Origin of the sequence: Sporosarcina sp. P37 (genome assembly GCF_002109365.1) — a bacterium.
Lineage (GTDB): Bacteria > Bacillota > Bacilli > Bacillales_A > Planococcaceae > Sporosarcina.
In genome coordinates this window covers 1,350,783-1,364,790 of the sequence record NZ_CP015349.1, presented here as the reverse complement: position 1 = coordinate 1,364,790, position 14,008 = coordinate 1,350,783, and the positions used below count along the sequence as shown (strand labels likewise).

13 protein-coding genes are annotated in these 14,008 nt (G+C 43.7%); 9 read left to right on the top strand and 4 right to left on the bottom strand.

Annotation, left to right across the window (positions count from 1 at the left end):
* Window positions 1–24 precede the first annotated feature (24 nt).
* On the bottom strand, window positions 25–1,602 hold the full coding sequence (sdaAA, locus tag SporoP37_RS17575) for an L-serine ammonia-lyase, iron-sulfur-dependent, subunit alpha (RefSeq protein ID WP_085430618.1): 1,578 nt from the start codon (window positions 1,600–1,602) through the stop codon (window positions 25–27).
* A 306-nt stretch (window positions 1,603–1,908) separates the two neighbouring features.
* Entirely contained in the window at window positions 1,909–2,964 is a 1,056-nt protein-coding gene (locus tag SporoP37_RS07090; protein ID WP_085430617.1) for a M42 family metallopeptidase, read from the bottom strand.
* 178 nt (window positions 2,965–3,142) lie between these two features.
* Here SporoP37_RS07090 and SporoP37_RS07085 point away from each other — a divergent pair, with 178 nt between their 5' ends.
* On the top strand, window positions 3,143–3,628 hold the full coding sequence (locus tag SporoP37_RS07085) for an STAS domain-containing protein (RefSeq protein ID WP_143565464.1): 486 nt from the start codon (window positions 3,143–3,145) through the stop codon (window positions 3,626–3,628).
* A gap of 61 nt (window positions 3,629–3,689) precedes the next feature.
* Here SporoP37_RS07085 and SporoP37_RS07080 read toward each other — a convergent pair whose 3' ends face one another.
* Window positions 3,690–4,124 (bottom strand): universal stress protein, encoded by a 435-nt coding sequence (locus SporoP37_RS07080; protein ID WP_081242998.1) that lies wholly within the window; start codon window positions 4,122–4,124, stop codon window positions 3,690–3,692.
* A gap of 260 nt (window positions 4,125–4,384) precedes the next feature.
* On the opposite strand from SporoP37_RS07080, the gene SporoP37_RS07075 reads away from it, so the two are divergent.
* Together SporoP37_RS07075 and SporoP37_RS07070 are read left to right on the top strand one after the other, a co-directional pair.
* Window positions 4,385–4,957, top strand: a complete 573-nt coding sequence (locus tag SporoP37_RS07075; RefSeq protein ID WP_085430615.1) for a DUF4256 domain-containing protein — start codon at window positions 4,385–4,387, stop codon at window positions 4,955–4,957.
* Between the two features lie 110 nt (window positions 4,958–5,067).
* Window positions 5,068–5,733, top strand: coding sequence for a GGDEF domain-containing protein (locus SporoP37_RS07070; RefSeq protein ID WP_085430614.1), 666 nt, complete (start codon window positions 5,068–5,070; stop codon window positions 5,731–5,733).
* A gap of 276 nt (window positions 5,734–6,009) precedes the next feature.
* Here SporoP37_RS07070 and SporoP37_RS07060 read toward each other — a convergent pair whose 3' ends face one another.
* Window positions 6,010–7,263, bottom strand: coding sequence for a dicarboxylate/amino acid:cation symporter (locus SporoP37_RS07060; RefSeq protein ID WP_085430612.1), 1,254 nt, complete (start codon window positions 7,261–7,263; stop codon window positions 6,010–6,012).
* A 247-nt stretch (window positions 7,264–7,510) separates the two neighbouring features.
* Between SporoP37_RS07060 and SporoP37_RS07055 the strand changes: the two genes are divergently transcribed.
* From SporoP37_RS07055 to SporoP37_RS07030, 6 genes are all read left to right on the top strand, one after another.
* Window positions 7,511–8,110: a TetR/AcrR family transcriptional regulator gene (locus SporoP37_RS07055; protein WP_158233620.1), complete on the top strand. Its 600-nt coding sequence runs from the start codon at window positions 7,511–7,513 to the stop codon at window positions 8,108–8,110.
* 318 nt (window positions 8,111–8,428) lie between these two features.
* The gene (locus SporoP37_RS07050; RefSeq protein ID WP_081242992.1) at window positions 8,429–10,036 is read left to right on the top strand and encodes an ATP-binding protein; all 1,608 of its coding nucleotides are present in this window, start codon (window positions 8,429–8,431) and stop codon (window positions 10,034–10,036) included.
* Window positions 10,033–10,707, top strand: a complete 675-nt coding sequence (locus SporoP37_RS07045; RefSeq protein WP_081242991.1) for a response regulator — start codon at window positions 10,033–10,035, stop codon at window positions 10,705–10,707. Before SporoP37_RS07050 ends, SporoP37_RS07045 begins: the two co-directional genes overlap by 4 nt.
* Window positions 10,708–10,972: 265 nt before the next feature.
* The gene (locus tag SporoP37_RS07040; RefSeq protein ID WP_081242990.1) at window positions 10,973–11,959 is read left to right on the top strand and encodes a tripartite tricarboxylate transporter substrate binding protein; all 987 of its coding nucleotides are present in this window, start codon (window positions 10,973–10,975) and stop codon (window positions 11,957–11,959) included.
* Window positions 11,960–12,035: 76 nt separating this feature from the next.
* Window positions 12,036–12,479 (top strand): tripartite tricarboxylate transporter TctB family protein, encoded by a 444-nt coding sequence (locus tag SporoP37_RS07035; protein ID WP_085430610.1) that lies wholly within the window; start codon window positions 12,036–12,038, stop codon window positions 12,477–12,479.
* Between the two features lie 13 nt (window positions 12,480–12,492).
* Window positions 12,493–14,007, top strand: coding sequence for a tripartite tricarboxylate transporter permease (locus tag SporoP37_RS07030; protein WP_085430609.1), 1,515 nt, complete (start codon window positions 12,493–12,495; stop codon window positions 14,005–14,007).
* Window position 14,008: the final 1 nt, after the last annotated feature.

The window sequence follows — 14,008 nt, the reverse complement described above, 5'->3', positions numbered from 1 at the left end:
GTCTGGTATTTTTACTTTGTTTTATTACTCTGTCTCTACCAAAACAATATCGTCAATGATAGGCACGTCACGTTTTAATTGTGTCAGCATTTCTTCGTCCACCCGGCTGTCGATTTCGCAGATCGTAATTGCCGGTCCGTCAATCGCAAACCGTTCATTTGCCATGCGTGCAATATTGATTCCTTTTTTTGATAGAATACCCAGCAATTCAGCGATTACACCTTTTTGATCGGTATGGCGGATCAACAATGCCGGACGTTCACCTGAGAATTTTATCGGATAATCATCCAGTTCTTGCACTTCGATTTTACCTCCCCCAAGTGAACTTGCCAGGACTTTAATTTTATTGGTCGGTCCTGTCAGCTCGACGAGTACGGTATTTGGGTGGTAGCTGCCGAGCACCCGGTTCGTGAATTCATATTCTAATCCTGTCTCTTCAGCGAGTTCCTTTGCATGCGGAATTCTTTCATCGGTCGTATTGTACCCCATAACACCCGCCAACAGTGCCAAGTCAGTTCCGTGTCCCTGATAGGTAGTGGCGAAAGAACCCATCAGTGAAAACTTTGCATGAATCGGCTGCTCGTTCAATAATTGATATGCAACATTGCCGATTCGCACAGCACCTGCAGTATGTGAGCTGGAAGGGCCGATCATGACAGGGCCGATGATTTCATAGGCGCTCTGGTATTTGGCGGGAGCGCCTCCGCTTTTTTCTTTTTGCTCTTTTTCTTTGCCGAATACTTTAGTTTTCAGTTTTTGGCCAGTGGGTGTCCCGGCAAGTCCGCCGATTCCTGTTTCACGCAAGGATTCTGGCATTTGCTGGCCGACTTCGTGCATGACATGAATGACTTCATCCGGCGGGATAATGCTGACCACACCAGCCATGGCCATATCCGCGGCGGCCTGTGCAGTAATGGCATGCAGGCCGTTTCGGATGATGCAAGGAATTTCCACCAATCCTGCGACAGGGTCACACACGAGCCCCAGTGAGTTCTTCAGCGCGATACCAATCGCATGCCCTACTTGAACCGGCGTTCCCCCGGCAAGTTCAACCAGTGTGCCAGCAGCCATACCGGTTGCCGATCCGACTTCTGCCTGACATCCGCCGGCTGCTCCGGATATAGAGGCCCGATTTGCAATGACTAACCCAAGTGCTGATGCGGTAAACATCGACAAGACAATTTGTTCGCGTGTAAATTTGCCGCTGTCGAGTGCGTGCACAAGCACGGCGGGCAGAATTCCGGCCGATCCTGCTGTCGGCGTAGCAACGATTCTTCCCATATTGGCATTTACTTCTGAAACAGCAAATGCGTTCGCTGCTGTATGAAGTGTAAGGGGATGGACGAAGGACTGTCCTTTTTCCGCATAATCATGCAGACGATGTCCATCTCCGCCTGTCAATCCGGTGCGCGACATTACGGAACTGCTCGTTCCTTTGCGCACGGCTTCTTCCATTACAGTGAATTGTTCCGACATTTTTTTGATAATGGTCTCTCTGGTGAGGCCTTTTTGTTTAATTTCTGACTGAATCATCAGTTCATGAATGGGTGTATGATCCTGATCTGCGAGCTTGATCAGCTGATCCAAACTTGTAAATGACATTTCTGTATGCTCCCTAATGAGAACGGCTGACCGCGCAGGGATACATTACCGTTCTCGTTGTATTTGATGTGATTCATAGTATTCTGCGTTTGTCTGTTTGTATAAGATTAAGATATATGAAGCCAGCAAATTGTTTTGAAAGCGCTTACTAATATTATTTGACATTTCATGTGAAATGTCAATGAATCCAAGATGCAGTGGATTAGTCCTTTTGCTGTATGTGTTTAGCCGTATTTTATAAAGTTTCCGTTCCTTGACCGGCAATTCTATTCGGCGGCAAAAGTACAAATCGCAGCCGCTTTTCACTCAATAGCTCTGCATATCAGATTGCACGTAATGATACAGCAATTGCAATGTGTTTCGCAGGGAGTCTCCATGCGTCCGTTCAAAAGCATGTGAGGAATCAATTCCCGGTCCAATCAACCCGTGGATGATATCATGACCTGCCCTGATGGCCGCGGAAGCGTCCGAGCCGTAATGCGGATACATATCGATTTTGTACGCTATATCATTTTTAACAGCCAGACCGACTAAATGATTTCGCAGTCCGTAATGGTAGGGTCCGCTGGAGTCTTTTGCGCAAATTGACACCGTATATTCATCAGTTGACTGACCGTCTCCAATGGCCCCCATATCAACCGCCAAATACTCGACAGTTTCCTCAGGGATGTTGGAATTACCGCCATAGCCAATTTCTTCATTATTCGAAATGAGGAAGTGAGTAGTGTAAGGCAGTGAGATGTTTTCTGTTTGAATATGCTTAATAAGCTGAAGCAAAATCGCAACGCTGGCTTTGTCGTCCAGGTGGCGGGATTTAATAAAGCCGCTGTCCGTAATTTCAACGCGAGGTTCAAGTGAAACGAAATCACCGACTTCGATTCCAAGCGTCCGGATTTCCTCCGCTGTTTGAACTTTTGCATCAATGCGAACTTCCATGTTTGCCTGATTTCTTTCCGCAGTGCCGGCATTTTTATAGACATGCACAGAGGTCTGATGCAGTAAAATCGTTCCTGTGATGGTTTTGCCGGATGCTATATGGATTTTACAATACTCCCCTTCGATAGAGTTATAATTATACCCGCCGATGAGGTCGAGCCGCAGACGTCCGTTGTTTTTCACTTCTTTCACCATGGCACCAAGTGTGTCGACATGGGCAGTCAGCATTCGGTGTTCTGTATCATTTTTACCCGGTAAAGTGGCAAGTAAACCGCCTTTGCGGCTGCGCTTTGTCTCTACATTGTATTCCTGTAAGAAATCTTCAACAAATGCAATCACTTGTTTTGTATAGCCTGAAGGACTTGGTATGGATACGAGCTGCTGAATAAGATGTTTGGTTTCATTTGTATCCGGCTGATAAGACATGTTTTAGAGTCTCCTTTTGAGCAGATTGTTTTCCAGTTTAGTGTAGCGTGTTCAATGAATGGTTTCAATCATTAGTTATGACTCTATAAGTCCAAACAGATGAAGCTATGCTATAATTAACCAATAAAAACCGTTAGAACATACTAAGCAGTTATATGAGGGTGGGGAGGTTATGATGTTGAATAAAGAAATGAATTTAGCAGAAGAAGTGAAGGAACTTAAAGAAAAAATCATAGTCTATGAACAATTAATTGAAGAACTCTCTGCACCGATCATTCCATCCATCGTGCCGGATACCATTTTAGTGCCTGTAACCGGTGCGCTTTCAGTCGGACGCTTTATGCATATTCAAAATAAGCTTGTTCAACGAATCGCTGATAACACGGTATACACGGTGATTTTTGATTTTACCGATATAAGCGCACTTGCGGTGGAGGAAAATATGGGGTATGAGCTGTTAAGTGAAAAAATAAATGAGCTGGTCAGTGTGCTGAAGCTGATGGGGACAGAAACATTGTTTGTTGGTTTCTCTCCGGCTTTCGCGCAAAACCTCGTCCTGTCCAATGTGGGGAAGTTCGATCAATTCCGGGCATTTACTAATTTTCGTGAAGGTCTTCAATATTTATTGGAGCAGAAAGGTTTGGAAATCATTCGCAAAAAGTAAAATAAAGAAAGCCCGGGTGACAGAAGAAACTCATTTCTGTCGCGCAGGCTTTCTGCAGTTTTTATCGGTTTCGACGAACGACCAGCACATCACATGCTGCGGTCATAACAATTGCTTCGGATACAGAGCCCAGGAAATAGTGCTCGGCATTTTTCAATCCTTGTGCACCGCATACAATTAGACGGGCTTTGACTGAAGGCGCCAGATCTTCGGGAATTGTGACTTTTGGATCGCCTGTTGTCATGTGAATTTCAACATGTTCAATTCCTTCGTTTTCAGCGAGTGTTTTATAGCGGGTCAGCAGATCATTTACACGCAGCTGTTCTTTTTCAAGATAGGACGTATCCTCTTCAGAAATGGAGAATACATCAATCACACTGACAATGTGAAGTCTCGGACAACCCTCATTCTTTGCCATCTCAATTGATGTAAGCAGGGCGTGTTTTGCTTCGTCTGAACCGTCTACGGCCGCCAAAATAGAGTCATATTTATTCATCTGTCAAAGCCCCTCTCGGAAAACAGGATAATTACTCATGCAGCTTCATATAAAGACGATAGAATACCGGATCACTCATTTCATATTCTTCAGTAATCATACCATATTTATACATACGGTATGTAAAAGTATTCTATACGGTTGGTGTTTCCGCTGGTGAATCCCTCTTCTTTGCAGGTGCGATACGTCTTTTTGTGTTTCACGATACTCTTAGCAGCACATACTAATCAAAACATGGATATCATCAGGAGGAATAGTATATGACAAACAGCAATAGCAATCAGAACATATCATCAGAACAGAAAGAACGCTTACTCTCGGCGTTAAAAGAACGTTTTGAAGAAAACACGGAACGTCACAGCTCCCTTGACTGGACGGCTGTACAAGCAAAGATCGAAGCAAATGCTGATAAGCTGCGGTCGCTGCATAAAATGGAGAAAACTGGCGGGGAACCGGATGTTGTGGGCTATGATGAATCAGCGGATGAATATATTTTTTACGACTGTTCAGCGGAAAGTCCGGCCGGCCGGCGAAGTCTTTGTTACGACCGCAAGGCATTGGATTCCAGAAAGAAAAACAAACCGGAGAATAGTGCAGCGGATCTGGCGATGGAAATGGGAATTGAACTGTTAACGGAAGAACAATACAGAGAACTTCAGAAACTTGGAGAATTCGACAGGAAAACATCAAGCTGGGTACAAACGCCGGATGACGTCAGACAACTGGGCGGCGCACTTTTTTGTGATCGTCGCTATGATAAGGTCTTTGTATACCATAATGGGGCGGAATCGTATTATACTGCCAGAGGTTTCCGTGGTGTGTTACGGGTATAATTCAATAAATAAATTACGTCAGTCCATTTAGCGGGGCTGACTTTCATCCATTCCGTCTATTTTTTACTAGTAATAGGAGAATAAAAGTATGTTAATTTTGGAGATTCTATATGGGGTATAAAGGAAGATTGTATGCTGTCGGTATCGTGATACTATTTAATATTTTGCGGTACTATTATTATCATCAGTATTTGGGCTATTCTTTTAAAGCAAGCTTTTTTGTGTTAACAGCAGTTTTCCTGCTGATTGCATGGTTTGGAGGAAAACAATATGACTTGGCAAGGTTCTATGCCGAAAGAGACCCTTTGACGAATGTATATAATCGCCTCACTATAGAAAAAGCATTCAAAAAACAGGCTTCCTTATGCAGAAGCCGCGGGGGCAAATTGGCGGTTGCCTTGATTGATATAAATGATTTTAAGGAAATAAACGACAAACACGGCCACCAAAAAGGCGATGAGGTACTGCAGTTTGTTGCCGGCCTTTTACTGGCTAATGCAAAAAAAGGGGACCTCGTCGTACGATGGGGCGGAGATGAGTTTATACATTTGATTTCGAATGTCGAACCGGAATGCCAGGCTGCCTATATTCAAAATATAACAAAACAGCTGTCACACCTGACTATGGAACCTCTTTCACCTCTCAGTGCATCGATCGGCTTTGCTGTTTATCCTGATGATGGGGATAGTTTCGAAAGGCTGATCCAGCGGGCAGATGAATCGATGTATGAAATGAAAGTTGATGAAAAAACAAAACGCCCGGTGAAACATGATTAGTGCGGCAGATTGATCCAGCGATAAATCGAATATAATCCAAATGAAAACTTACTCATAGCAGACAGCTGATGAAGAATTGAAAAACATGCGAGAAAGAGAGATGGTGCATATGACCTCTTATAGCTGTTTAGAATGTGAAGAAGTATATCCGGTTGAAGCAGGCCGCTGGAAATGTGAATGCGGAGGTCTGTTGAATCTTCGACATGAAAAAAACTGTACAGAAAGCCGCCATGTTCAGTGAACATAGTTTGCTTTCCGTAAAGGACTCAATAAATTTCAGGCAATTTCTGCACCGCCTGTAACTTCTTCAGCATCGGGATCGCCCAAGACGCCTTCCGTTTTCGCAACGACGACCGCACATGCAGCATCACCGGTAATGTTGACAGCAGTCCGTACCATATCGAGCAGACGGTCGACTCCCAGAACGAGTGCAATACCTTCAACCGGCAGACCGACTGATGTCAGAACCATTGCCAGCATGATCAGGCCAGCGCCTGGAACCGCAGCAGTTCCAATACTTGCAAGTACTGCGGTCAAGACGACAGTCAGCAGCTGACCTACCGTCAATTCGATGCCATAAGCCTGGGCAATGAAAATGACGGCGGCCCCTTGCATAATTGCGGTGCCATCCATATTGATGGTTGCGCCAAGCGACTGCGTAAACGAGCTGATGGATTCAGGCACTTTTAGCTTCTCCTGTGCCGTTTTCATGGAGATAGGCAGCGTTGCGGCAGAACTGGCTGTACTGAACGCGACGAGTTGTGCCGGGAAGAAATTCTTGAAAAACCAGACAGGGCTTCGCTTGCCGATGAGTGCGATGGAGCCGCCATAGACGACAATCGTATGAATTAGAAGCGCACCCAGAACAACCGTCATATACATCCCCATGACTTTAAGCGCGTCAACTCCTTGGCTTCCGACGGCAGATGCAATCAGGCCAAATGCCCCGTATGGCGCGAACTTCATAACAAACGTGATCAAGTACATGATCAGTTCATTGCCTTGTTCAAACAGTTCTTTTACTTTTTCTACTTTAGCACCTAACATCGCCATTCCAAAACCGACCAGTGCTGCAAAGAAGATAATCTGAAGCATATTACCTTCTGCCATAGCGCTGATAGGGTTGGTCGGGATGATTCCCAATAATGTGTCAGCAACCGGGGGCGCTTCAGTTGCTTCATATGTGGCAGCAGCTGTTTCAAAGTTCCCGCCTTCACCGGGCTTCAGCAATAGACCAAGAGAGATTGCAATAACGAGGGCAATTGCCGTCGTAATCAAGAAGAATCCAATCGTCTTCCCGCCAATCCGGCCTAATTTTTTCGGATCCCCTATCCCGACGGTTCCGAGTGCGATGGAAATGAAAACCACGGGCACTACGAGCATTTTCATCAGGTTCAGGAAGATTGTGCCGAGCGGTTTAAATAAGAATGCATCGGCTTTTGAGAAAATGCCGGGTGAAAAGATGTTCAATACAAGACCGACTGCAACACCTGCAATAAGTGCAATAATAATATTTCTAGCCAGTTTCATGAAAATCCCTCCTTAACGCAGTATATTCAATTATTTAGACAAAAATGAAAGCGCTTACTATTTATTATTCGATAGTTTCTGCAAATTGTCAATTATAATCTATTTATATACGTAACTGACAAAATGAATCGTTAAATGGGATTATATATCATGCCTGTTATTGTTTGATGAAATAATTTGTTTTCTTCTTCCTGCCCTGTATAATTAATCATATATAAGAATAATTCATGTACTGAGTAAGATTGGAGTGTTTCAACTGAAGAACAGGGGACGGCAGATAGGGGCGGATGGCGAAAAAAGCCGTAAGCTGCTTTTGGAAATCGCGGCAGGACAATTCGCACTTCATGGTTTTCATAAGACAAAAATCAGTGAAATTGTGAAGGAGGCAAATGTCACCCAGCCAACATTTTATCTGTATTTTCAAAGTAAAGATGCTGTATTTCAAGAACTGATCGATATGTTTAAAACAAAACTGCAAAACCAGGTTGCAGAAAGCAGGCTGCCTTCTGATATGGATGAATTAGGGCTGAAGGAGCGAATTGCATCCGGTTTGCGGGCTGTTTTTGAGTTATTTCAGAACGATGAAGAAGTTGCGCGCATTGGATTTATTGTCTCTGAGGAGGCTTGTGATATTAAAGCGCAAATGGCAGAGCAAATCGAACAAAATTTAATTGCAGAAGCAGAGCTTGGGTATTTTCATACCAATCTGGATCTCGGAGTAGCAGCAGCTGCAATGGTGGGCGCGATTGAACATTTGGCTAAAACAAAACTATGGGCCGGCACGCATACACCAGAAAAACTTGCTGATGAAATCACAAAAATGTTTTTATATGGGTTGAAAAAATAAGAATTGCACGCATAAGCATAAACTCATATACGGAGTTTATGCTTTTCCATTTCTAAAATTCTGTTAAACTATTTTGAAAGATATACTTGATACAGAGTTTTAGCCGAAGAGTTCTATTAGCAATTCTTTCCTGGTGTTTGTGACTGCGCTGTCAGTACTTTGAATAAAAAGACTTTGACAACTGCTGCCATCGTGATAGATTTATGATTGCACGGAGTAAGCGGATGTCGCGTGATATAGAATAGAAATACATGCGCTGGCTGGTGCAGGACAAGTTTTTATGAGGTAAAAATATCGTTTAGCTGGAAGTGACAGAATATGCTGAAATCAAAACTGCAAAAGAAAATATTGCTGATGGTCACTTCGCTTATTTTATTTTTAATGACGCTTATGCTGATTGTTTTTGTCGTCACGGACTATTTGAACTTACTTGACCGCAGTCATACGGTGGGTTTGCAAACTGCAAAAATGCTGTCTTATATGGATACAGTTAAAGAAGGTCTTGAAGAAAAAACGGATGCAGAAAAAGCCGGTGACCTGGAAGCGGTCATTGAACATTATTCAAATCAAGTGGATGCGACTTTTATAGTGATTCAAGATAAAGCCGGGCATATACTTGCTTCGCCCGATGAACATCAAATAGGTGAGATAATCCCATTTAGAGATGGCTATAAAGCGATAGTGTTTGGGGCGAATTATTCCATGCTGTCAAGCGAAATTATCGGTCCCTCCGTCATTAGTAAAGCGCCGATTTATAATGAAGAGGAGAATCAGATTATTGGCGTGGTGACAGTGGGGTATCTCCTGTCGGATTTACGTGAGATTGTACATAATCGTGTAGTAAAACTACTCTTTATCTCACTGATTATCCTCGCCCTTGGAATTTACATCAGTTTCCGTTTGGCTAAATCCATCCGGAAAGATACATTTGGGCTCGATCCCGAACAAATTGCGAACTTTTATATGGAACGAAAGGCGATATTGGCATCGATCGATGAAGGAATCATTGCAGTAAATCCATCGGGTGAAATTACACTGATGAATACTGCTGCGCGTTCTATTCTAGGCGTTCATACGAATCGAAAAGGAGATGATATAGAGACAATTTTTCCAAACTTACCCTCTGTCGCAGAATTAAATGGGTCAGTCACTCAATCTTTTGAAATGGTCTATTCCGCCAAAAGACTGGTTGTCAGTGCCATGCCGCTGCAGCTTGAGGGGATGCAAAAAGGCGCACTGATTACGTTTCGTGATACGACGGAAATGGCGGAAGTCGTAAATACGCTGTATGAAGTCAGAAAGTATTCGGATGACCTAAGAGCACAGACACATGAATTTACAAATAAGCTCTATTTAATCTCAGGCCTATTACAGCTTGGAAAATATGAGGAAGCCATCCGCACCATTCAAACGGAAATCAGTTTTAGTGATCATACTAATCAGTTTATTTTAGAAAATATTAAAGATGCGCATGTTCAAGCGATTCTATTTGGCAAAATGGGTAAGGCATCTGAGATGAAGGTCAGTTTTGAGATTGATGACAACAGCAGTCTGGAATCATTGCCGAAATGGCTGGGTACAGGTGCATTGACTGTGATTCTGGGAAATCTTATCGATAATGCGCTTGAAGCGGCCGCTGGAAATTCGGCAGGACATGTTTCATTCTTCACCTTAGATTTTGGGGAAGATGTTATATTTGAAGTATCTGACAACGGTCATGGAATTCAGGCAGAACAACTTGATACACTGTTCCAAAAAGGTTACTCTACGAAATCAGCTGCAGGAAGAGGTTTTGGCCTGGCGAATGTTCAGCAGGCTGTTCAATCGCTGGGAGGATCCATTCAAGTGTCTGGTACAGATGAAGGCACAGTTTTTTCTGTCTATATTCCAAAACATGCAGAAAATGAGGAGGGTGAAGTCAGATGATTCATGTGGGAATTGTGGAAGATGATTTTCGTATTGCCTCCATACATCAGCAGTTTTTAGAAAGTATAGATGGTGTGAAAGTAGTCTGGCAGGCATTACGTGCGAAGGAAGCATGGGGTCTGCTTGAAAATCAGCCGGTGGATTTACTGCTGGTCGATGTGTATATGCCTGACCAATTAGGAATTGATTTGGTGCGGGAGCTGAAGGTTCAATATCCTTTACTGGATTTCATCGTCATTACCGCCGCTGCGGACCGCGAATTGGTTGCTCAGAGTGTAGCGGCAGGTGCATTCCACTACCTGGTGAAACCAGTTGAATTAGCCAAATTGAAGGAAGTTATTGAGCGCTATCAGCAGAGAAGGCTATTTCTTAAGGAAAGTCCCCATGCAGATCAAGAACAGATTGATAAACTTTTTGTTCATAATACGGCAGTCAAAGACAGTGAAACAAATCTTCCGAAAGGCATTCATCCTTTAACGTTGCAGAAGGTGATGGATATCGTCCATTCATTGAATGAAGGAACGACAGCAGAAGAAGTGGGGGAAAGGCTGGGTGCATCACGTACAACAGCCCGAAGATATTTAGAACATTTGATTGCAGAAGGTAAGATGAGGGCTGAGCTTGAATACGGAATTGTCGGAAGACCGGAGCGGAAATACTTCGCACTGTGAGCATACAGGAATAGAATACAGCAGGAAAGCTGGGCGTATGGTCACTATGATGTATATGGAAGCAGCCCATTACTTATATGATTCCGCTGACTGCTGTACAGAAAACTTTAAGCATCCTATTTCGGGATGCTTTTTTCACGTGAACATAATGAACAAAATGTAGTTAAAGTCTTTTGAATTGTTAAAATTGTAAACGGTTACAGATGTAAGATGACAAAGTACACTATATACAGATGATAAATCAGATAGAAAAGGGGAGAACAGTATGAAAAAACTAGTAGGCGCAGCGGCACTTTCATTTGCACTTATTCTGGGGGCTTGTTCATCAGATAGTGCAGGAGGGAAAGATGTTTCCGATTATCCGAAGAAGAATTTAGAATTCATCGCACCGGCAACACCGGGGGGCGGCTGGGATGCTACAGCACGTGCGATACAAAAGATTTTGAAAGAAGAAGATATTGTGGATCAGAGTATGACAGTCATTAACAAACCGGGCGGTAACGGAGAAGTTGGCTGGCAGTATCTGTCCAAAAAAGATGCACATACATTGGCTATTGACTCCAGTCTGTTAATTACGAATAACTTGCTTGGGCAAAGTGATCTCACGTATGAAGACTTCACGCCGCTTGCTACATTAACAACAGAGTGGATTTCCGTAGCGGTCAAAAATGGTTCACCTTATGGAAGCGCAACAGAGTTGATGGAGCAGCTGAAAAAAGATCCGTCTTCCGTAAAAATCGGTATTGCTCCTGGTCTTGGAAACAACGACCACTTGTCTTTCGTAAAAGCGGCTAAAACATACGGCGTTGATGTTACAAAATTAAACTTCCTCGTTTATGAAAGTGGCGGCGACGTCATGACGAGCTTGCTTGGCGGTCACGTCGATGCAGCGACGATGGCAGTGTCTGAATCTGCCGAGCAGCACCTTGCAGGTAAATTCAAGATTGTTGCGATTTCAGCTGACGAACGTCTGGAAGAATTGCCTGACGTACCGACATGGACAGAAGAAGGCGTGGATATGGTCTTCCCTCACTGGCGCGGTATTCTTGGGCCACCAGATATGACAGAAGATGAGATTGCATATTGGAATGAAGCGTTTGGTGAAATGGTAGGAACAGACTCTTGGAAACAACTGTTGGAAAACAACGGCTGGGAAGATTTCTATCAAGACAGTGCTGAAACAACAGAGTTCTTAAAAGAACAAAAAGAAATGTACACAGAACTGATTGACGAGTCTGGTTTACAGAAATAAGTTTTATAAAAAAGTTGGAGTCCCGCTCAAAGCGGGCTCGCTTTTTTAATTGTTCACTTAGAAGGAGGAACACGATATGGTCCGGTACATAACCCCGATTCTGGCAACTGTTGTCGGTGTCATTATGCTGATCAGTGCTATCAGCTTACCTAAATCAAATCTCGGAAACCCGAATGGTCCTATGTATTTCCCGCTTTTGATTGCTATTATTTTAATTATTTCAGGGATTGTCTATTTCTTTCAGGAATTCAAGGCGCGCGGTAATGAGTTCTCTGATTTCCGTGCCTTGCGAATCGGCAAGTCCCCATTGTATTTGCTCGTATCGCTTGTTTTGATGCTGATTTATACAGTGCTCTTTGAACGGATTGGTTTCTTGTATTCGACTATTCTGTTCCTTGCCGGACTGTTGTTTTTATTGAATGGGCGCAAAAAATGGATGTCTAACATCATTATTGCGGTCGCATTCTCGTTCGTAACTTGGTATGCATTTGGAACACTGTTGCAGGTAAGTTTACCTTAAAGGAGGAACCGGTATGGGAATAGATGTACAAGCCATCTTAGAAGGCCTTTTAACTACAATTCAACCAATGAACTTATTTTGGATCGCACTCGGCGGGTTCCTTGGGACAGTCGTTGGTATGCTGCCCGGTCTTGGACCTGCAACCGCAATTGCGCTGCTGATCCCGATTACATTCGGAATGGAGCCGACAAGCGCCTTGATTTTAATGGCCGCTATTTATTACGGTGCGATGTATGGCGGCTCGAGAAGTTCGATCTTACTGAATACACCGGGGGATGGATCGGCAATTGCTGCCACGTTTGACGGCTATCCTATGGCACAGAAAGGTCAGGCCGGACAGGCGCTTGCGATATCTGCAATTGCTTCGTTGATCGGCGGACTGATTGCAGTTGTCGGCTTTATTGTTCTGGCTAAGCCGCTCGCCAGTTTTGCTTTGCGGTTTGGTCCGGCGGAGTACTTCTTATTGATGGTATTCACGCTATCTGCCATTGTTGCATTGGCAAAGGGGCAGATGGTCAAAGGGTTCATCTCGATGTGTATCGGGCTGATGATCAGTACAGTTGGAATTGATTTACAGACAGGGGTCTACCGTTTCACGATGGGAAATGTTCACTTAAGTGAAGGTATTGATTTTCTCGTTGTCATTATCGGTATTTATGCGGTAGGAGAAGTGTTATACAATTTCTTATCAATCAATAAACCGGTGGGAGAGAAAAAGTCTGTCGGCAAAATATGGATTACAAAAGAGCAGTGGAAACGATCAAAATGGCCGATTATCCGTAATGGCCCGATCGGCTTCCTGATTGGTGTACTTCCTGGAGCAGGCGGTGCAATTGCATCTATGCTGAGTTATTCCATGGAGAAACAAGTATCGAAACATCCGGAAGAATTCGGGGAAGGTGCAATCGAAGGATTGGCTGCGCCGGAGTCTTCAAACAACGCAGCAGCTGTCGGAGCATTTATTCCGATGCTTTCCATGGGAATTCCGGGTTCAGGAACAACTGCAGTTATTCTCGGTGCCATCGTTATGCTCGGTTTAAAGCCTGGTCCGTTATTGTTTGAAAATAATCCCGATATGGTATGGACGTTCATCAACAGTATGTTTATCGGAAACTTGTTCCTTGTCATACTGAACATTGCACTGGTTGGAATTCTTGTAAAGATTCTAGATACACCGCCGCGCGTATTATATCCTGTCATTATGATGCTGGCGTTTATCGGAACCTATACACTTGGTTACAGCACAGTAGACTTCCTGATTTTGATCATCTTTGGTTTTGTCGGTCTGTTCATGAAAATGCTGAAATTCCCGGTAGCTCCGCTAATTCTGGCTGTCATTGTCGGATCAGATATGGAGCAGAATTTCCGGATGAGTTTGGTTTCGTATCCGAATGCAGTGGGAATTCTAACGGCTTCACCGATTACTGTCGCTTTGGTTCTTATGACACTTATTTCACTGGGCTTACCGTTCTTTTCCTCGTGGTTAAAGAAGCGTAAAGCGCAAAAAAATAACAGCGAAGCAATGTAAG